The 19154-nt window shown below is 72.8% G+C and carries 14 protein-coding genes; 6 read left to right on the plus strand and 8 right to left on the minus strand.

The features are described from left to right. The first annotated feature begins 395 nt into the window (after nt 1-395). Together ACGFZN_RS20085 and ptsP are read left to right on the plus strand one after the other, a co-directional pair. Nucleotides 396-845 carry a PTS glucose transporter subunit IIA gene (locus ACGFZN_RS20085; protein ID WP_330341265.1) on the plus strand — a complete coding sequence of 150 codons (450 nt, stop codon included), beginning with the start codon at nt 396-398 and terminating at the stop codon, nt 843-845. A 78-nt stretch (nt 846-923) separates the two neighbouring features. Continuing rightward, nucleotides 924-2594 (plus strand): phosphoenolpyruvate--protein phosphotransferase, encoded by a 1671-nt coding sequence (gene ptsP / locus ACGFZN_RS20090; RefSeq protein WP_393859821.1) that lies wholly within the window; start codon nt 924-926, stop codon nt 2592-2594. A 107-nt stretch (nt 2595-2701) separates the two neighbouring features. Here ptsP and ACGFZN_RS20095 read toward each other — a convergent pair whose 3' ends face one another. Beyond that, the gene (locus ACGFZN_RS20095; protein WP_393859822.1) at nt 2702-3595 is read right to left on the minus strand and encodes a hypothetical protein; all 894 of its coding nucleotides are present in this window, start codon (nt 3593-3595) and stop codon (nt 2702-2704) included. Between the two features lie 165 nt (nt 3596-3760). Next, nucleotides 3761-5728, minus strand: a complete 1968-nt coding sequence (locus ACGFZN_RS20100) for an acetoacetate--CoA ligase (RefSeq protein ID WP_393859823.1) — start codon at nt 5726-5728, stop codon at nt 3761-3763. 214 nt (nt 5729-5942) lie between these two features. Between ACGFZN_RS20100 and ACGFZN_RS20105 the strand changes: the two genes are divergently transcribed. Further along, nucleotides 5943-8303, plus strand: coding sequence for a glycoside hydrolase family 31 protein (locus tag ACGFZN_RS20105; RefSeq protein ID WP_393859824.1), 2361 nt, complete (start codon nt 5943-5945; stop codon nt 8301-8303). A 10-nt stretch (nt 8304-8313) separates the two neighbouring features. Here ACGFZN_RS20105 and ACGFZN_RS20110 read toward each other — a convergent pair whose 3' ends face one another. Both ACGFZN_RS20110 and ACGFZN_RS20115 read right to left on the minus strand, forming a co-directional pair. Continuing rightward, complete coding sequence (locus ACGFZN_RS20110; protein WP_330341258.1) at nt 8314-8850, minus strand: NUDIX domain-containing protein; 537 nt, start codon at nt 8848-8850, stop codon at nt 8314-8316. A gap of 45 nt (nt 8851-8895) precedes the next feature. Continuing rightward, nucleotides 8896-9705, minus strand: coding sequence for a M15 family metallopeptidase (locus ACGFZN_RS20115; RefSeq protein WP_393859825.1), 810 nt, complete (start codon nt 9703-9705; stop codon nt 8896-8898). 197 nt (nt 9706-9902) lie between these two features. On the opposite strand from ACGFZN_RS20115, the gene ACGFZN_RS20120 reads away from it, so the two are divergent. The 3 genes from ACGFZN_RS20120 (at nt 9903) to glpK (ending at nt 14317) form a co-directional block, all read left to right on the plus strand. Then, nucleotides 9903-11552: an EAL domain-containing protein gene (locus ACGFZN_RS20120; RefSeq protein ID WP_393859826.1), complete on the plus strand. Its 1650-nt coding sequence runs from the start codon at nt 9903-9905 to the stop codon at nt 11550-11552. A gap of 391 nt (nt 11553-11943) precedes the next feature. Then, nucleotides 11944-12693: an MIP/aquaporin family protein gene (locus tag ACGFZN_RS20125; RefSeq protein ID WP_393859827.1), complete on the plus strand. Its 750-nt coding sequence runs from the start codon at nt 11944-11946 to the stop codon at nt 12691-12693. 103 nt (nt 12694-12796) lie between these two features. Continuing rightward, complete coding sequence (gene glpK / locus ACGFZN_RS20130; RefSeq protein ID WP_393859828.1) at nt 12797-14317, plus strand: glycerol kinase GlpK; 1521 nt, start codon at nt 12797-12799, stop codon at nt 14315-14317. A 94-nt stretch (nt 14318-14411) separates the two neighbouring features. Here glpK and ACGFZN_RS20135 read toward each other — a convergent pair whose 3' ends face one another. From ACGFZN_RS20135 to ACGFZN_RS20150, 4 genes are all read right to left on the minus strand, one after another. Further along, nucleotides 14412-15017: an ATP/GTP-binding protein gene (locus ACGFZN_RS20135; protein ID WP_393859829.1), complete on the minus strand. Its 606-nt coding sequence runs from the start codon at nt 15015-15017 to the stop codon at nt 14412-14414. A 93-nt stretch (nt 15018-15110) separates the two neighbouring features. Continuing rightward, nucleotides 15111-15506: a DUF742 domain-containing protein gene (locus tag ACGFZN_RS20140; protein ID WP_393859830.1), complete on the minus strand. Its 396-nt coding sequence runs from the start codon at nt 15504-15506 to the stop codon at nt 15111-15113. A gap of 9 nt (nt 15507-15515) precedes the next feature. Then, nucleotides 15516-15950, minus strand: coding sequence for a roadblock/LC7 domain-containing protein (locus tag ACGFZN_RS20145; RefSeq protein ID WP_393859831.1), 435 nt, complete (start codon nt 15948-15950; stop codon nt 15516-15518). Then, nucleotides 15947-19075 carry a nitrate- and nitrite sensing domain-containing protein gene (locus ACGFZN_RS20150; RefSeq protein WP_393859832.1) on the minus strand — a complete coding sequence of 1043 codons (3129 nt, stop codon included), beginning with the start codon at nt 19073-19075 and terminating at the stop codon, nt 15947-15949. Before ACGFZN_RS20150 ends, ACGFZN_RS20145 begins: the two co-directional genes overlap by 4 nt. Between the last annotated feature and the right edge of the window lie 79 nt (nt 19076-19154).

The following is a 19154-nucleotide window of genomic DNA, read 5'->3' on the forward strand; positions in this document are numbered from 1 at the left end:
CGCTGTTGAGTTCTCAAGGAACGGTCGCTTCCTTCGTACTCACCCTCTCGGGCTTTCCTCCGGGCGCTTCCCTTCGGTGTTTCCGACTCTATCAGGCTTTTTCCGTCTCTCTGACCACCACTCTGCGAGCATGCAGAAGCGGATCCAGAGATAGGATCTGATGAGTTTGGGTTCTACCCGACGATGGCGCTTGCGCAGGCCACCGCCCCAGGCAGGAGTACGACTGTACACGGAGCCTCGGAGACGGTGCAAATCCATGGGGTTGGTGGTCTAGACCACTAGCTGGTAGCTTCTATCCGGAACCGCCAGTTCATATGACATACGCTGCTGCCAGTGCGCCGTCCGGGACACGCAGTGACGGCCCTTGAGCAGCTCCACTCCTTGGGAGGCTTCCCATGACCACCGTGACGTCCCCTCTCGCCGGACGTGCCATCGGACTGGCCGAAGTGCCGGATCCGGTCTTCTCCGGGGCCATGGTCGGCCCGGGCACCGCGATCGACCCCGTGCGTGAGCCTTCCGAGGCCGTTGCGCCGGTGGACGGCGTCATCATCTCCCTGCATCCGCACGCCTTCGTCGTGGTGGACGAGAGCGGGCGCGGCGTGCTCACCCACCTCGGCATCGACACCGTGCAGCTCAACGGCGAGGGTTTCGAGCTGCTCGTGAGCAAGGGCGACACCGTGACGCGCGGCCAGGCCGTGGTCCGCTGGAACCCGGCCGCGGTCGAGGCCGCGGGCAAGTCGCCGGTCTGCCCCGTCGTCGCACTCGAAGCCACGGCCGAGTCCCTGTCCGGCCTGCGTGACAGCGGAGACGTGAAGGCCGGCGACAGCCTCTTCGCCTGGAACTGACGGCAGTGCCGTCATCGGGCGGCGATCAGCACAACCACCGCGGCGGCGGGGCCCGCCGCACTATCGGAGACGGGTGACATGGAGACAACGCTGCGAGGCGTCGGCGTGAGCCATGGCGTGGCCATCGGCGAGGTCCGGCACATGGGCACGGCGGTGCTGGAGCCGCCGGCCAAGCAGATACCTGCGGAGGAGGCCGAGCGGGAGCAGGGGCGCGCCCGTCAGGCCGTGGACGCCGTGGCCGCCGATCTCATGGCGCGCGGCAACCTGGCCGGGGGCGAGGCCCAGGCGGTGCTCGAGGCGCAGGCCATGATGGCCCAGGACCCCGAACTGATGGCCGATGTGGACCGGCGGATCGCCGTCGGCAGCACGGCGGAGCGCGCGGTGTACGACGCGTTCGCGGCCTACCGGGAGCTGCTGGCCGGTGCCGGTGAGTACCTCGCCGGCCGGGTGGCCGACCTCGATGACGTGCGGAACCGTATCGTCGCCCGGCTGCTGGGCGTGCCGATGCCGGGTGTCCCGGACAGCGACCAGCCCTATGTCCTCGTGGCCCGGGATCTGGCGCCGGCGGACACCGCGCTGCTGGACCCCTCGCTGGTGCTCGGCTTCGTGACCGAGGAGGGCGGGCCGACCAGCCACAGCGCGATCCTGGCGCGGGCGCTGGGCGTGCCGGCGGTCGTGGCGCTGCCGGGTGCCGGTGAGCTGGCCGAGGGGACGGTGATCGCCGTCGACGGCAGCACCGGCGACATCTTCGTGAACCCGAGCGAGGAGAAGAAGGCGCAGCTGCAGGCCGCTGCCGCCGAGCGCAGGGCGGCGCTGGCCGCGTCGACGGGGCCGGGGGCGACGGCGGACGGTCACAAGGTGCCGCTGCTGGCCAACGTGGGCGGTCCGGCGGACGTGCCGGCCGCGGTCGAGGCCGGGGCCGAGGGTGTCGGTCTGTTCCGTACCGAGTTCCTGTTCCTGGACGACAGCAAGAACGCTCCTTCCGAGGCGAAGCAGGTGGAGGCCTACCGGCAGGTGCTGGAGGCGTTCCCCGAGGGCCGTGTGGTGGTGCGGGTGCTGGACGCGGGCGCGGACAAGCCGCTGGACTTCCTGACTCCTTCCGACGAGCCGAACCCGGCGCTGGGCGTGCGGGGTCTGCGGACGCTGCTGGACCACCCGGAGATCCTGCGCACGCAGCTGACCGCGCTGGCGAAGGCCGCCGAGGGTCTGCCGGTCTACCTCGAGGTCATGGCGCCGATGGTGGCGGACCGTACGGACGCGAAGGCGTTCGCGGACGCCTGCCGTGCGGCCGGGCTGCAGGCGAAGTTCGGCGCGATGGTGGAGATCCCGTCGGCCGCGCTGCGGGCGCGTTCGATCCTGCAGGAGGTGGAGTTCCTTTCGCTGGGGACCAATGACCTCGCGCAGTACACGTTCGCGGCCGACCGGCAGGTGGGCGCGGTGTCCCGGCTTCAGGACCCGTGGCAGCCGGCGCTGCTGGACCTGGTGGCCCTGTCCGCGGAGGCGGCGAAGGCCGAGGGCAAGAGCTGCGGCGTGTGCGGCGAGGCCGCTTCCGACCCGCTGCTGGCGTGTGTGCTGACCGGTCTGGGCGTCACCTCCCTGTCGATGGGTGCGGCGTCGATTCCCTATGTCCGGGCGACGCTGGCGAAGTACACGCTGGCGCAGTGCGAGCGGGCCGCGGCGGCGGCGCGTGCCGCGGACAGTGCCGAGGAGGCGCGGGCCGCGGCTCAGGCGGTGCTGTCCGGCGAGTAGGCCGTAGCCGCGCCTCGCGCGCGCGTGTGTGTGCCGGGATCAGGGGCGTCCCGCCTTCGGGTGGGGCGCCCCTGGCGCGTTCGGCGGCGCTGTCGCCGTGGGCGCGCTCAGTGCCGGTGGTCCGCTGTGTCGCTCTCGGCTCCGAGGTCGGGCGGCTCGCAGTAGTCGACGCCGGATTCCGGGGAGATGAGGTCGCCGGATTCGACGTCGGTGCAGTAGGCGTCGAAGACTTCGGCGGCGGTGAGCGGTTCGAGGCGGCCGCAGCGCAACCGCCAGCCGTAGACCCGGTCGGGGGTGTCCGGGGCGTCGGCGCGCAGGACGAGTCCGCCGGGGCTTCGGGTCGCGAGGCCGAGTGCGAGGACACTGGTGAATTCCAGGACCTCGGCCTCGTCGAGGCGGATGCCGTCGTCGGCGTCGCGATCGCCGTGGAGGACGGCGATCAGGGTTTCGGGTGGTCCGGAGACGCTGCACACGAGGTGGCGGTCGCCGGGTGGTGCGGTGTCGAGGATGCGGATCAGCAGTTCGGAGGCGCGGGTGAAGGCGGCCTTGCCGATGTCCTCGCCGCAGGTGGGGCAGGGGCCGAGACGGGAGAGCAGGGTGGTGGCGTACTCCCAGGTCGCCTGTCGTACTGCTTCGTCGACGAGGGCGGGGACGAGGGTGGCGAGGGGCCGGCCGTCGTAGGGGATGGTGGGGCCCGTCGCAGCGAGTTCCGCGGTGAAGCGGCTCCGGCTGGCCGGGTCTTCGGGGTCGAGGCCGGCCTGCGCGCAGTAGGCGGCGTAGTCCTCGGGGTCGAAGAGGGCGAGTGTGGTGTGGGTGCCCTGGGCGGCGCGGGCCCTGAGGACGGCTTCCACCTGCCGGAGGTAGGTCTGGTGGTCGTCGAAGGTGAAGCTGCGGTAGCGCCGCATGGCGCGGAAGTCGTGTTCGTCGGTGAGCAGGCCGATGGTGCCGGCGATCTCGCGGCGCAGGACGCGTCGCATGCTCTGGTGGTCGGTGTGCGCCATGTTTCCCCCTGAGTGCGCAGTCGATCAATGCTCACTCACCGTAACCGGCGGCACTGACAACGGGCTGCCGTGAGGGGGGCCGGCCGCGCGGCCGGCCCCGGGCTTCGCCGCCGTACCGGGCGAGTCCGGGGCCGCCTGCGGTGGGTGAGGCGCGCGGGACGGGGGTCAGCCGCGCTTGCGGGCGAGTTCCTCGTAGAAGCCGAGCAGGTCGAGGTCGTCGATGGAGCCGGGGTTGACCGCCTTCTCCAGCGGGGTGCCCTGCAGGAGGCGCTTGACGGGCACCTCGATGCGCTTGCCGGTGAGGGTGTGCGGGACGCCGGGCACCTCGATGATCTCGTCGGGCACGTGGCGCGGCGAGAGCTGTTCGCGGATCGTCTGCCTGATCCGGTTCAGCAGGGCCTCGTCGAGGACGGCGCCGGGTGCGAGGTGCACGAACAGCGGCATCCAGTAGCCGCCGTCGGGCTGCTCGATGCCGATGACCAGGGACTCCTTGATCTCCGGCAGCCGTTCGACGACCTCGTAGATGTCGGCCGAGCCCATGCGGACGCCCTGCCGGTTGAGGGTGGAGTCGGAACGGCCGTGGATGATCACGGTGCCGCGCGAGGTGACGGTGATCCAGTCGCCGTGCCGCCAGACGCCGGGGTAGGTGGCGAAGTAGCTGTCGTGGTAGCGGCTGCCGTCCGGGTCGTTCCAGAAGCGGATCGGCATCGAGGGCATCGGGTTCGTGACGACGAGTTCGCCGACCTCGTCGACGACCGGCTTGCCGCTCGGGTCCCAGGCCTGGAGATCGGTGCCGAGGCCGGGCGCCTGGAGTTCGCCGGTGTACACGGGCAGGGTCGGTACGCCGCCGGCGAAGCAGGAGCAGACGTCCGTGCCGCCGCTGACGGAGGCGATCCACAGGTCGTCGCGCACCTCGTCGTGCAGCCAGCGGAAGCCGTCGGGCGGCAGCGGGGAGCCGGTGGTGGCGACGCACTTGACGGCGGACAGGTCGTAGTCGCGCGCGGGGTGGACGCCGGCCTTGCGGCAGGCCATGACGTAGGCGGCGGAGGTGCCGTAGAGGGTGGCGCCGGTGCGTTCGGCGACCCGCCACTGGGCGCCCGTGTCCGGGTAGCCGGGGCTGCCGTCGTACAGGACGATCGTCGTGCCGGTGAGCAGGCCGGAGACGAGGAAGTTCCACATCATCCAGCCGGTCGAGGTGTACCAGAAGAAGCGGTCCTCGGGGCCCAGGTCGCAGTGCAGGCCGAGCTGCTTGAGGTGCTCGACCAGGATGCCGCCCTGGGACTGGACGATGGCCTTGGGCAGGCCGGTGGTGCCGGAGGAGTACAGCACCCACAGCGGGTGGTCGAACGGGACCTGCTCGAAGACCGGCTCGGTGTCGCCCGCGGTCAGCGCCGACCACTCCAGGGCGCCCTCGGGCGCCGGTGCGCCGAGCAGCGGGATGTGGACGACGCCGCGCAGGGTGGGCAGCTCGCGGCGCAGTTCGGCGACGATCTCGCGGCGGTCGTGCTGTTTTCCGCCGTAGCGGTAGCCGTCGACGGTGAACAGCACGACGGGTTCGACCTGCTGGAAGCGGTCCAGGACGCTGCGGGCGCCGAAGTCGGGGGCGCAGGAGGTCCACACGGCGCCGACGGCGGCCGTGGCTAGCAGGGCGACGACGGCCTGCGGGATGTTGGGCAGGTAGCCGCTGACCCGGTCGCCGGGCCGGACGCCGAGGGCGCGGAGTTCGGCGGCGAGGGAGCCGACCTGGCGGCGCAGCTCGGACCAGGTCACCGGGCGCGGTTCGTGGGTCTCGTCGACATGGAGGAGGGCGGGCTCGTCCGCGCGGTCGGCGGCGGCGCGCAGGGCGTGCTCGGCGTAGTTGAGGGTGGCTCCGGGGAACCACTGGGCGCCGGGCATCGCGCGGTCGCCGAGCACGCGCGCGTAGGGCGTGGAGAAGCGGACGTCGAACCACTCGGTGACGGCTTCCCAGAACGTCTCCAGGTGGTCGACGGACCACTGGTGCAGGGCGGGGTAGCCGCCCTCGGCGGGGGCGCCGTGGTGCTCGGCGGCCCAGGCCTGGAACCGGGTGATGCGGGCCTGGTCGATCCGCTCGGGATCGGGCTGCCAGAGCGGCTGGGGGTTCGCGGTCGACATGGTGGCGGCTCCCGGGCTGTGCGCGTCGTGTGCGTCGGTCCGCGCACGGCTGGGGTGTGCGCGTGACGCGGCTGACAGGGACGATGCCATGTGATCGACTTCTGCACCAGGGTGTGCCCCACACAGTCCGTGTCGTGAAGATGTGGTCCCGCCACGGGTGAACGGCAGTTGAACGACACGCGCGCGTGGCGCGCGCAGTGGCAGGGTGAGCAGCATGGACGGTCGTGACCTGGTGCGTTCGGTGGGTGGAGTCGGTGCGGGGAGGGCGGCTCGGGGGTTGCGTACCGTCCGGGCGGCGTGGCGCAGGCGGCGGATCGACGCCGCCGCGCTGCCGCCGCGGGGAGCGGAGCGGGCACGGGTCCCGGGGCGGCTGGAGAGGGCGGAGCCGGGACCGGGCGGCGGGCTGATCCGGTTCGCACGGTCCGAGCTGCGGATCACCGTCGCGGTGAACGGGGCCGTGTTCTGGAGCTGGGACGAGGCGGGTCCGCAGCCGTCGTACGCGCTCGACGGGAGCTGCCCGGAGCCGGATCCGCGTGCCGTGCTGGAGCCGGACAAGGACGGTGGCTGGCGCGTGGTCGCCGAGCGGGTGACGGTCGCCGTGTCGCGGCACGGCGCGGTGGAGGTGCGCACGCCCGGCGGGGTGACCCTGCGGCGGGACCTGCCGCCGCGCTGGTGGGAGCCGGTCGGCGGCGGCCCGGCGCGCTGGATGCAGCGGTCGGAGGTGCCGGCGGACGCCCGCTTCTTCGGTCTGGGCGGCCGGGCGTCCGGTCCCCGGCTGCGGGACGGGGCGTACCGGCTGTGGAACACCGATCCCGGCCGGGCGTTCGGACCCGGCGACGATCCGCTGTACCTGACCATGCCGGTGCAGCTGGTGGTGGCGGACGCCGGCACGCATCTGGTGTTCCACGACACGACCTGGGACGGCGCGGTGGTGCTGCGCGAGGGTGAGGAGGGGGCCGGGTCGGGGCACGACCGGGCGGGGCGCTGCGAGCTGCGGATGGACGGCGGCCCGCTGCGCTGCTGGGTGATCGTGGGCACCCCCGCGCGCGTGCTGCACACGTGGGCCTCGCTCACCGGGGCGCCCGCGGTGCCGCCCGCGTGGGCGCTCGGTCACCAGCACGCGCGGTGGGGGTTCGGCAGTGAGCAGGAGGTCCGCCGGATCGTCGCGGGCTACCGGGAGCGCGGGCTGCCGCTGGACGCCGTGCACCTGGACATCGACCACTACGACGACCACCAGGTGTTCACGGTCGACCAGGAGCGGTTCCCGAAGCTGCCGCAGCTCGCCGAGGAGCTGGGCCGGGACGGGATCCGGCTGGTGTCGATCGTCGACCCGGCGGTGAGGGCGGTGCCGGGCAACGCGGTGTACGACAGCGGGTCGGCCGTGGACGCGTTCGTGCGGGACGCCTCCGGGCGCACGGTGCGCGGTGTGGTGTGGGCCGGGGAGTCGGTCTTCCCGGACTTCACGCACACGCGCGTGCGCAAGTGGTGGGGCGGGCTCTACGAGGAGCGGCTGGGGCAGGGCTTCGCGGGCTTCTGGCACGACATGAACGAGCCGACGTCCTTCACCGCCTTCGGCGAGCCGACCCTGCCGCGTTCGGCCCGGCACGCGCTGGAGGGGTGCGGCGGCGATCACCGTGAGGCGCACAACGTGTACGCGCTCTGCATGGCCCGCGCGGGCTACGAGGCGCTGCGCGAACTGTCGCCCGGCAAGCGGCCGTTCTTGTTCTCGCGGTCGGGCTGGGCGGGGCTGCAGCGCTACGGGGGCACCTGGTCCGGGGACGTGGCGACGGGCTGGCCGGGGCTGCGGGCGTCGCTGTCGCTGGTGCTGGGGCTCGGGTTGTGCGGGGTGCCGTACTCGGGCCCGGACGTGGGCGGTTTCGACGGTGATCCGTCGCCGGAGCTGTTTCTCAGATGGTTCCAGCTGGGGGCGTATCTGCCGCTGTTCCGCACCCACGCGAGCCTGCGGGCGGGGCGCCGGGAGCCCTGGGAGTTCGGTCCCGAGGTGCTGGAGCACGCGCGCGTGGCGCTGCTCGAACGGCGGCGGCTGCTGCCGTACTTCATGACGCTGGCGCATCTGGCCCGGCGCACCGGCGCTCCCTATGTGCGGCCGCTGTGGTGGTCGGCACCGGAGGACCGGGCGCTGCGCGACTGCGATGACGCGTTTCTGCTCGGGGAGGCTCTGCTGGTGGCTCCGGTGCTCGATCCCGGCACCGAACGGCGCGCGGTGCGGCTGCCGCGGGGCCGGTGGTACGACACCGTGACGCAGGAGGCGTACGACGGCCCGGCCCGTGTCGTCGTCGACGCGCCGCTGTCGCGGATACCGGTGTTCGCGCGCGCGGGGGCGGTCGTCCCCGTGCGGGGCGCCGACGGCGGCCTCGAACTGGAGGTGTGGGCGCCCGCGCACGGCCGTACGGGCGGCGGTCTGGTGGTGCCGGACGCGGGCGACGGGTGGGAGGAGCCGGAGGCCGAGCGGTACGTCGCCCGCCGCCAGGGCGCCCGGGTGATGGTCACGCGGGACGGGGAGGGAGGTTCCGCCGAGCCGCCGTACCCGGTGCGGGTGCAGGGGCTCGGCTGAGCCGCCCCGGTCAGACGTACCGGCCCTCGAACCAGGCCCTGACCGCCAGGGTGTGCAGCGGGAAGGCGAGTTCCTCGGGCCGGCGCAGCAGCTCCCAGCCCTCGGTCTCGTCCGTGGGGCCGGCGGGCGGGAGGCCTTCCACCGGGCGCTCCGGGAGGAGCCCGAACAGCAGCAGGTGCCCGTCGGGGGAGCTCATGGCGTCCACGAGCCGCACGTCGCGCGCGGCCGCGTCGATGCCGGTCTCCTCCTTGAGTTCGCGCACGACGGCCTGCTTCCAGTCCTCCCGGTCGTCGATGTAGCCGCCGGGCAGGGCCGTGCCCCCGCGCGCGGGGGCGACGGTCCGGGTGATGACGACGAGGGCCGTGCCCTTGGTGTCGTACACGGGCTGGAGCGCGATCGCGACCGGCAGCGGGTTGCGGTAGGCGACGGTTCCGCACGCGGGGCAGGTACGCGGCCAGCCGGAAACGCCCTCTCCATAGGGCGCTCCGCACCTCGAACAATGCGAGTCCGGTGCGGAATTGGCAGTTGAATGCTGAGTTTCGGACACGCGCGGACTGTATCCGATCGGAAGTGGGTCGTCTTGGGCAGGCGGTCAGTGTCCGCTGGTGAGCGACTTCCGGGACACGGGGAAGTCGAAGTAGGTGTCCGGGTACGGCTCGGGCTGGTACGTGTAGTGCCACCACTCCTCGGCGAGGTTCACGAATCCGAGGCTCTCCATCGTGTTCTTGAGCAGCAGGCGGTTGGCGCGCTGTACGCCCTGGATGCGCGGGTCGAGGGTGTGCGCGAGGGTGTCGAAGCAGTCGAATCCGGTGCCCATGTCGACGGAGTTGTCGGGGAAACGCTCGTCCTTGGGCGCGTAGCAGGGCACGAGCGGCTGTCCGGGGTGGTAGGGGCGGGTCGGCCGCGCGGGGAGCTTCACGATCGTGAGGTCCATGGTCGAGCCGCGGCTGTGGCCGGACTTCTCGGCGATGTAACCGTCCGCGAAGAGCCGGGTCTTGTCGACGTTCGGGTAGAACTCGGCCTTCATCGCCTGGTCGTCGAGATCCTTCGCCCAGCGGACGAAGTGGTTCACGGCACGCTGCGGCCGGTAGCAGTCGTACACCTTGAGGGTGTAGCCCTTGCGCAGCAGGAGGCGCTGGGCCTTGTGGAGGGCCTCGGCGGCGGGGCGGGTGAGGATGCACAGGGGCTGCTCGTAGCCGTCGATGCGCTCGCCCACGAAGTTGTGCGGGGTGAAGTAGCGGATCTCCTGGATGATCGTGGGATCCACGCTGCTCAGGGCCACGAAGTCCGCGGGCGCCCTGGGCTCCGTCGTCGCCCCGGCGGTCGCGGGGGCGGTGGTCACGGCCAGCAGGGCGGCGAGGGCGGTGACGAGACCGCGGACTGCACTGGTGAGTCGTGTCATGTCTCCTGCATCTATCAGGTGCGCAATGCGGCCGGGAAGCTCTGTGTCCCTTTCCGGACCGGCGGCGCTGAGCACCGGTGAGGTCGGGGAGGCGATGGTGACCCCTGTGGTTCCACGCTGAGTGACCGACCCGGAATGCTGCGTGAACGTCTCATGAACTGCGCCTGGGCGTACGCGGGCAGCGCCATCATGCTCCCGTGCACTCCTGGACGGATACTCTCCGCTTCGCCTTCCAGCCGGTGGTCAACCTGAGGACGGGCGCGGTCGCCGCACTGGAGACACTCGCCCGCCCGGAGACGGGCGACATCCTGGCCGAGGCCCGCCGGGATCCCGAACTCGACGGGAGACTCGCGGTGTCGGCGCTGCGTGCCGCGGTGCACAAGGAGACCCTGCTGCCGCTGCACCTGAACGTGTTCGCGGCCACGCTCGCCGACCTCGGCGGCCTCACCCCGCTGCACGACGCCGTGCGCGCGGCCGGACGGCTGCCCTGGGAGGTGACGCTGGACGTGGTCCCGCCGTACACGCACGTGCCGCAGCGGGCCCTGCTGGAGGCGGTGGCCGCGCTGCGCGAACAGGGGTTCCGGATCAGCGCCGACGGCGTCGGGGACGGTGACGTACCGCTTCGGCTGCTCACCGACCTCTCCCCCGACCTGGTCAAGCTGGACGCCTGCCTGCTGGGGCGGCCGGCCGCGGTGCGGGCGATGCGCACGCTGTGCGAGGAACTGGGCGCCCTGGTAGCGGTGGAGGGCGTGGAGACGGAACTGCAGTACGCGGCGGCGCTGTCGGCCGGGGCGCAGCTCGGCCAGGGCGAGCTGTTCGCGCCGCCGGCCCGGATCCCCGCCGCGGACGTATACGTTCCGCCGCGCTCCTCCGGCACGGTCGGTGTGCCCCGGTCGGGGCCGTCGGTGCGGGAGTTCGTGCGCCCGGCCGCCGTACTGCCGGTGACCGCCTCGGCGGGACAGGTGCGGGCGCTGCTGACCGGGTCGCCGGAGGTGTCCGGGGTGCTGCTGGTGGACCAGGCGGGCCGGCCCGTGCGCTCGGTGCACCGGTCCCGGTTCCTGCTGTCGATGTCCGGCCGCTACGGGCACGCACTGTACGCCGACCGGCCGGCGTTCAAGCTCGGCGACGCGCCCCGGACGGTCGGCGTCGACGCGACCGCCTGGGAGGTGCTGGACGTCGTCGCGGTCGGTGGCCGGGACCGCACGTCCGACGATGTCGCGGTGGTCGACCGGCACGGCCGGTGCGTCGGCGTCGTACGGCTCGCGGACCTGGTGCGGGCGCTGGCCGAGAGCAGAGTCGAGGAGGCGGCCGGGCTCAACCCGCTGACCCGGCTGCCCGGTTCGGACGCTATCACCGGCGAGGTGGACCGGCGGATCGCGGACGGCCGCGCCTTCGCGCTCAGCTGGCTGGACATCGACCACTTCAAGCAGGTCAACGACGGCGCCGGGTTCGCCGCGGGCGACGAGCTGATCCGGTCGGTCGGACGGGCGCTGCAACAGGCGGCCCCGGGGCACGCGCGCGTGGGGCACATCGGGGGCGACGACTTCCTGGTGCTGGCCGACGAGGAGGCGCTCGGTCCGCTGGTCGCCGCCGTGCTCGACGCGCCCTGGTCGGCCGGGGGCCGGCCGGTCACGCTGTCGCTGGCGACCGTGGTGTGCGCACCGGGCAGCGTGGGCGACCACCGGCAGGCCGCCGCAGAGCTGGCACCGCTGAAGCAGGCGGCCAAGGCCCTGCGCGGCGCGAGCTGGGTGCTGGGGCGGGCCGGCCTGCCCGGTCACGAGGTCCGGCGCGGCTCGGGGGCGGCGCCGGCGCCGGCCGGGTACGCGGTGGTGGAGCCTGGGCGGTGAAGATCCCTGCCGCGCCCGCCCGTTGCGGCACACCCCGGGTGAGCGGCGCGCCGGCCGGACCACATGTCCGCCGCGCCCGGCGCCGGTGACCCGGGCGGCGGCACGTCGATGTCACCGTCACCGTCGGCCACCTTGACGCCCCCCGGGCGCCGGTGAACACTTCCCGGTGTCAGCCGACATCGCCGTACATTCTCGGCGTTATCAGGCACTGCGCCACCGGTCTGTCCTGCTCCACGACCGGTCCTTGCCCGGCGATACGGCTGCGACGGCACGCTCGTCACGGACGCCGGGCGGTCCCAAGGACTCCCCGCCTCCGGCCGCAGACGCCAACGGAGCTTTCCCGCACGGAAGTCCGGGGCCGCCCGCCCCGAAAGGCGCCAAGGGAGCCGCCATGAGCAACGGAGACATTTTCGTCGGCGAAGTCATCGGCACCGCGATCCTGATCCTCTTCGGCGCCGGAGTCTGCGCCGCCGTCACCCTCAGATACTCCAAGGCACGGGCCTCCGGCTGGGTGGTCATCGCGTTCGGCTGGGGCTTCGGCGTCCTCGCGGGCGCGTACACCGCCGCCCCGCTCTCCGGCGGCCAGCTCAACCCCGCGGTCACCATCGGCATCGCCATCGACACCGGCAAGTGGGGCAAGGTGTGGGTGTATCTGCTGGGCCAGCTCGTCGGCGCGATGCTCGGCGCCGTGCTCGCCTATCTGGTGTACCTCGCCCAGTTCCAGGCCAACGTCCGCAAGGAGGGCACCACCGAGGGCACGGCCGACGAACCGGTGCCGACGCTCGGCATCTTCTCGACCATCCCCGAGATCCGGAACCCGCTCGCCAACCTGGTCACCGAGATCATCGCGACCGTCGCCCTGGTGCTGCCGATCCTCGCCTTCGGACTGACCAAGGGACTCGGCGAGTCCGGCACCACCGTGCTGATCGTCTCCCTGCTCGTCGTCGGCATCGGGCTCTCCCTGGGCGGGCCCACCGGTTACGCCATCAACCCCGCCCGCGACCTCGGCCCGCGCATCGTGCACACCTTCCTGCCGATCCCCCACAAGGGCACCTCCGACTGGGGTTACGCCTGGATACCGGTCGTCGGGCCGCTGATCGGCGGAGCCATCGCCGGTGGCCTGTACAACGCGGCCTTCTGATCCGCCGTATCCCTCCCTCCGGCCCCGCACGCCCGCTTCTCCCCCCCTCCCCGTACCGCGCCCCGCAGACCAGCGACCCGACCCAGCGACCCAGGGGACCGCCATGACGGACACCACCGACACCTACGTCGCCGCCATCGACCAGGGCACCACGTCAAGCCGTTGCATCGTCTTCGACCACAGCGGCGCCATCGTCGCCGTCGACCAGCGCGAACACCGCCAGATCTTCCCCAAGCCGGGCTGGGTGGAGCACGACGCGACCGAGATCTGGTCCAAGGTGCAGGCCGTGGTGGCCGGTGCGCTCGCCAAGGCCGGGCTGCGCGCCGACCAGCTGAGCGCCCTCGGCATCACCAACCAGCGGGAGACCACCGTCCTGTGGGACCGCGCCACGGGCAAACCCGTGCACAACGCGATCGTCTGGCAGGACACCCGCACCGCGGCCCTGTGCGGCGAACTGGGCGGCACGGACGGCCAGGACCGCTTCCGGGAGCAGACCGGACTGCCGCTCGCCAGCTACTTCTCCGGGCCAAAGGCGGCCTGGCTGCTGGACAACGTACCCGGCCTGAGGGAACGCGCCGAGCGCGGCGAGATCGCCTTCGGGACCATCGACTCCTGGCTGATCTGGAACCTCACCGGCGGCACCGGGGGCGGCCGCCACGTCACCGACGTCACGAACGCCGGCCGCACCATGCTGATGAACCTCCAGACCCTCCAGTGGGATCCGGCCATCCTGTCCGCCATGGACATCCCCGCGGCGATGCTGCCGGAGATCCGGTCGTCCGCCGAGGTGTACGGCACGGCCGTCGGACAGCTCGCCGGGGTGCCCGTCGCCTCCGCGCTGGGCGACCAGCAGGCCGCCGTCTTCGGGCAGGCCTGCTACGACGTGGGCACCGCGAAGAACACCTACGGCACCGGCAGTTTCCTGCTGCTGAACACCGGTGACCGGCCGGTGCCGTCCAAGAGCGGGCTGCTGACGACGATGGGGTACAAGATCGGCGGGGAGGCGCCGGTCTACTGCCTGGAGGGCTCCATCGCGATAACGGGCGCGCTCGTCCAGTGGTTCCGCGACCAGCTCGGGATCATCCGTACCGCCGACGAGATCGAGACGCTCGCGGCGAGCGTCGAGGACAACGGCGGCGCCTACATCGTGCCCGCGTTCTCGGGTCTGTTCGCGCCCTACTGGCGCTCCGACGCGCGCGGCGTCGTCACCGGCCTCACCCGGTACGTCACGAAGGCGCACCTCGCGCGTGCGGTGCTGGAGGCGACGAGCTGGCAGACCCGGGAGGTCGTGGACGCCATGCACCAGGACTCCGGGGTGCGCATCAGCACCCTGAAGGTCGACGGCGGCATGACCGGGAACAACCTGCTCATGCAGCACCAGGCGGACGTCCTCGGCGTACCGGTCATCCGGCCCCGGGTGTCGGAGACGACCTGTCTGGGCGCCGCGTACGCCGCCGGTCTGGCGACGGGTGTGTGGAACGATCTGGACGAGCTGAAGTCCCACTGGCAGCGGGACGCGGAGTGGACACCGGCGATGGAGCCGTCGGTACGCGACCGCGAGTACCGCAACTGGCGCAAGGCGGTGGAGAAGAGCTTCGGCTGGCTGGAGGAGGGCGACGCGTAGCGGGCTCGCGGGCTCCTCACCGGACCACGGCTCGTACCCCGGTCGGCGGGGGTACGGGCCGTGCCCGCGAGGCAGCGGAGAGACCCCTCAGCGGTCAGCGCAGGGCGGCCTGGCGGCGGTCCGCGGCCTGGTCCATCGCGTGCTGGACGACTCCGACGAGCACCTCCTTGACCGACTCCCGCTCCCGCGCGTCGCACAGCAGCACCGGAACGCCGTCGTCCAGGTCGAGGGCCTGCCGGACCGCCTCGTCCGGGTAACGAGCCGCCCCCTCGAAGCAGTTGACGGCGACGAGGAAGGGGATGCCGCGCCGCTCGAAGTAGTCGACGGCGGCGAAGCAGTCCTCGAGACGGCGGGTGTCGGCCAGCACCACGGCGCCGAGCGCGCCCTCGGACAGCTCGTCCCACATGAACCAGAACCGTTCCTGTCCGGGCGTGCCGAACAGGTACAGCACCAGGTCCTCGCGCAGGGTGATCCGGCCGAAGTCCATGGCCACGGTGGTGGTGTGCTTGCCCTCCACCCCGCTGGTGTCGTCGACCGGGCGGCCCGCCTCGGTGAGCAGTTCCTCGGTCCGCAGCGGCCTGATCTCGCTGACGGCGCCGACGAGGGTCGTCTTGCCCACGCCGAAGCCGCCGGCCACCAGGATCTTGAGCGTGACGGGCTCGACCGGGGACGTGCCGCGCTCAGTACGCCCGAAGATCATCGGTCTCTTCTCCTGCTTCAGGGGTCCTGCTTGAGGGGTCCTGCTTGAAGGGATCGTTGTCGAGGGAGCCTGGTCGAGGGATCCCGGCCGGTGTCACAGGGCCCTGAGGCCGCTGATCACGTCGCGCAGGATCCGCTCGTCCGGCAACTCGGCCGGTGGCACCGGACGCGTGACATGGACGAGTTCCGCGTGCACGAGGTCGCCGACGAGGACACGCACCACCCCGACCGGCAGGTCGAGTTCGGCGGCGAGTTCGGCGACCGACTGCGGTTCGCGGCGGCACAGCCCGATGATCTCCACGTGCTCCGGCGCCAGCGTCGGATCCGTTTCCGGGTCGTCGACGCCGGGTTCCGTGACGACCACCGCGATCAGGTCGAGCCGGTGCTGGCCCGGACTCGTGGTCCGGCCGCGCGTCATGGCGTAGGGACGGACGACCGGTCCGGCCTCGTCGTCGAACCAGTGGTTTCTTCCCTGACCGTCTGTGCTCATGACATCTCACTACCCGCCGGCGGGCAGATCGGTGCGCGGTGCGCTGCCCAGATGTGCGCCGACCCGCTTGACCAGCAGGGTCATCTCGTAGGCGACCTGTCCGACGTCGGAGTCGGCGTCGGACAGGACGGCGAGGCAGCTGCCGTCCCCGGCGGCCGTGACGAACAGGAAGGCGTCGTCCAGCTCGACCACCGTCTGCCGGACCCCGCCCGCGTCGAAGTGGCGGCCCACGCCCTTGGCCAGGCTGTGGAACCCGGAGGCGACGGCGGCCAGATGCTCGCCGTCCTCGCGGGTCAGGTCCTTGGACACACCCGTCGGGAGCCCGTCGCCGGACAGGATGACGGCCTTGCGGATGCTGGCAACCCGGTCGACCAGGTCGTCCAGGAGCCAGTTCAGCCCTCCCTTGTCGGTCGCCGTGTGGCCGGTCGCCTTCGGTGCGGTCATCGACCGTCCCCCTTTGTCGTTCCTTGTGCTGTGCCGTCGTGGGCGTCGTCGCCCGCGGCGTTCTCCCGCCGGCCGCGCTGCCAGCCGCGCTGGAGCGAGGCCATCCGGCTGCGGACCTCCTCGGCGTCGCGGTCGGCGGGCTGCGCCCCGCGCTCGGCGCGCGGCGCGGTGTCCTGCTTGAGCTGGGGGGCCAGACTGGCCTGACGGATGCGCCGGGGCAGGGCGCCGGTGGCCGGTGCGGCAGTGCCGGGCGCGCCGGACTCCGCCGGTTCCGCAGCGCCCGAGTCACCGGCCGTGTGACCGCCGTAACCGGCGCCGCCGCCCACCGGGGCCGCACCGTCGGCGGCCGGGGCACGGGAGTCGGCCGGGGCTCCGGGGTCGGAGTGTTCCGTGCGGGCAGGGGCTGCGGAGCGGGTGCGCCGGGGCAGGGCGGGTATGCCGGGCACCGCGTCGTCGCCGTCGGCCGGGGTGGTGGGCTTGGCAGGCCGGGGCAGGGCGGCGGCATCCGGCGTCGCCTCGGCGCCCTCGGCGGAGGTCGTCGGCCGGGTACGCCGGGGCAGGGCGGCGGCGTCGGGCATCGTGTCGGTGTCCTGCGCGGCGGGCGCCTCGCGGTCCTCGGCGCTTCGGCCGGGCGGCTCGGCGAAGGGCGTGGTGCGGGTGCGGCGCGGCAGCACGGGCACGTCGGTGCGCTCCGGGGCGGCCGCCTCGCGCCCTCCGGCCCGGCCCGCGGCGTCGGCGGGCTGTCCGGGGGCGGTGGTGCGCCGGCGGGTCGGGAGGGGGGCCGGTCCTTCGGCGCCGGGGCTGCGGGAACCGGCGGAGGATGGCTGGTCCGGCTCGTCCCGGCGGGAGCGCCGGCCGGTGACGGGCCTGCCGTGCGAGCTGACCAGTTTCGGCGTCTGCCGACGCGGCAGCGGTATGGGCCCGGTGCCGGGCTTGGTGTCGTCGGCCTCGGCGGACGGGGCGGGCGCCGCGTCGTCCGCGCCGGAGCGGGAGCGGCGGGGCCGGAACAGTCCGCCGCGCGTGCTGTCCTCGTCGGCCAGGACGCCGGGGAAGTCGTCGACGGCGTCGAGATCCACCGGCGCCTCCAGCTCGACCGGGCCGTCGAGCAGCGAGGTGGGCAGTCCGGGCAGCTGCGCCGGCGCCATGGACCGTACGCCCGCCAGGCCCGTCTGCGCGCTGCCCTTCGCCGGCCGGTCCCGGTCGAGGCGGAAGCCGAGGCCGTTGGTGTCCGGTACGTCGTCGGACAGCAGCGCGTCCGGGATGAAGACGACGGCGGTGGTGCCGCCGTACGGCGACGGCTGGAGGGAGACACGGACGTTCTGCCGCTGGGCGAGCCGGCTGACCACGAACAGGCCGAGCCGGTCGGTGTCGGACAGTTCGAACTCGGGCGTCTCGGCGAGGCGCAGGTTGGCCTCCAGGAGCGCCTCGGCCGTCATGCCGAGCCCCCGGTCGTGGATCTCCAGCGTGAAGCCGTTGGCGACCCGCTCGCCGAGCACCTGCACCGCGGTGTGCGGGGGCGAGAAGACCGTGGCGTTCTCCAGGAGTTCCGCCACGAGGTGGGTGAGGTCGGCGACGGCCGGACCGGTGACGGCGACCCGGGGCAGGCGCCGTACCTCGACGCGTTCGTAGTCCTCGACCTCGGCGACGGCGGCCCGCACGACGTCCATCAGCTGCACCGGGCGGCGCCACTGCCGGGAGGGCGCGGCGCCGGAGAGGATCACCAGGCCCTCGGCGTGCCGGCGCATGCGGGTGGTGAGGTGGTCCAGGCGGAAGAGATCGGCGAGTTCGTCGGTGTCCTCGGTGCGGCGCTCCATGGTGTCGAGGAGGGTGAGCTGCTTGTGCAGCAGCACCTGGCTGCGGCGGGCGAGGTTGACGAAGACCTCGGAGACGCCGGCGCGCAGTTCGGCCTGTTTGACGGCGGCCTCGACGGCGGCGCGCTGGAGCGTGTTGAGGGCCTGCCCGACCTCGCCGATCTCGTTCTTGTCGTACTCCAGGCGCGGCACCTCGGTCTCGACGTCGACCTTTTCGCCCGCGGAGAGCCGGCGCATCACGCTGGGCAGCCGGACTCCGGAGGCCTCGTGCGCCTCCATGCGCAGCCGGCGCAGGTCGCGGACGAGGCGGCGGCCGATCCGGACCGACACGACGAGGGAGGCGACGAGCGCGACCAGGCCGAGCAGCCCGGCGACGGCCGCCTGCAGGATGACGCCGACGGCCACCGGGCGCGTACGGTCCTGGAGGCGGTCGCCGACCTGGTCGTCGAGGGTGCCGAGGTCGTCCAGGGCGCTCGCGGCGGCGGAGTCCCAGCTCTGCGCGGTGACACCGCGCGGGGTGCCGGACTCCGCGTCGACGACGGTCCGTTCGGCCGTGCGCAGCGGGGCGGAGGCGGCGTTCTTCCAGAAGCCTTCGTAGCGGTCCCGCTCGGCGGCGGGCAGCAGCGGCAGGCTGACGTCGTACAGGGCGGTGCGCTGGGCGGCGAGGCCGGCGATGTCGCGCTGCTCGGCGTGGGTCAGCCTGCCGACGACGAGCGAGGAGCCGAGGAGAGCGTCCTCACGGGAGAGCAGTTCGCGGGCGCGGCCGATGGTGACCATCGCGCGTGCCTGCGCGTCCAGTGTGACGTCGTCGATGCCTTCGAGGGAGGCGAGCAGCGTGAAACAGGGGTCGACGAGGCGGTTGTAGAGATCGTAGGCCTGGGCCCGGGTGACCGTGCCCTGCTCGACGCCGTGGCGCAGTGAGTCGAGGCCCTCGAAGGCGTCCAGGACGGCGGTCAGGCGCTCGTTGTCGGCCACGTCCAGGCCGTCGAAGATGTGCTTGCCGCCGGCGTTCCTGCGGATCCTGGCGATGGCGCGGTCGGTCGCGGCGCGGGTGCGCCGCAGCGCGGAGACGGCGTCGGCGGCTCTGGGATCGGCGAGGTAGACGAGGGTCTGACGGCGTTCCTGCTGCAGGACGCGGATGGCGTCCTCGGCGGGGTAGGCGATGTCCTGCTGGACGTCCGTCACCTGGAACAGCCGGGCCGCCTCGCGGCCCGTGAGTACCGTCGCGAAGCCCCAGATGGCGGTCAGGGACACCAGCGGCACGAGAAGCAGCGCCACGATCTTCCGGCGGATGGACTTCCCGCGAAAGCGCATGGCCTCCCCCAGCTCGACCCCCGCCGGCCGGGGGTGCACATGTGCGTCAACAAACGGCGCGAGCCTACTACCGCCTCAC

Origin of the sequence: Streptomyces sp. NPDC048192 (assembly GCF_043202415.1) — a bacterium.
Taxonomy (GTDB): Bacteria; Actinomycetota; Actinomycetes; order Streptomycetales; family Streptomycetaceae; genus Streptomyces.

What these genes read in the sequence shown, in the direction of transcription:
- ptsP (WP_393859821.1), top strand. Translation starts at nt 924, where the DNA reads ATGGAGACAACGCTGCGAGGCGTCGGCGTGAGCCATGGCGTGGCCATC.
- ACGFZN_RS20085 (WP_330341265.1), top strand. Translation starts at nt 396, where the DNA reads ATGACCACCGTGACGTCCCCTCTCGCCGGACGTGCCATCGGACTGGCC.
- ACGFZN_RS20135 (WP_393859829.1), bottom strand. Translation starts at nt 15,017, where the DNA reads ATGATCTTCGGGCGTACTGAGCGCGGCACGTCCCCGGTCGAGCCCGTC.
- glpK (WP_393859828.1), top strand. Translation starts at nt 12,797, where the DNA reads ATGACGGACACCACCGACACCTACGTCGCCGCCATCGACCAGGGCACC.
- ACGFZN_RS20100 (WP_393859823.1), bottom strand. Translation starts at nt 5,728, where the DNA reads ATGTCGACCGCGAACCCCCAGCCGCTCTGGCAGCCCGATCCCGAGCGG.
- ACGFZN_RS20095 (WP_393859822.1), bottom strand. Translation starts at nt 3,595, where the DNA reads ATGGCGCACACCGACCACCAGAGCATGCGACGCGTCCTGCGCCGCGAG.
- ACGFZN_RS20150 (WP_393859832.1), bottom strand. Translation starts at nt 19,075, where the DNA reads ATGCGCTTTCGCGGGAAGTCCATCCGCCGGAAGATCGTGGCGCTGCTT.
- ACGFZN_RS20105 (WP_393859824.1), top strand. Translation starts at nt 5,943, where the DNA reads ATGGACGGTCGTGACCTGGTGCGTTCGGTGGGTGGAGTCGGTGCGGGG.
- ACGFZN_RS20140 (WP_393859830.1), bottom strand. Translation starts at nt 15,506, where the DNA reads ATGAGCACAGACGGTCAGGGAAGAAACCACTGGTTCGACGACGAGGCC.
- ACGFZN_RS20145 (WP_393859831.1), bottom strand. Translation starts at nt 15,950, where the DNA reads ATGACCGCACCGAAGGCGACCGGCCACACGGCGACCGACAAGGGAGGG.
- ACGFZN_RS20125 (WP_393859827.1), top strand. Translation starts at nt 11,944, where the DNA reads ATGAGCAACGGAGACATTTTCGTCGGCGAAGTCATCGGCACCGCGATC.
- ACGFZN_RS20115 (WP_393859825.1), bottom strand. Translation starts at nt 9,705, where the DNA reads ATGACACGACTCACCAGTGCAGTCCGCGGTCTCGTCACCGCCCTCGCC.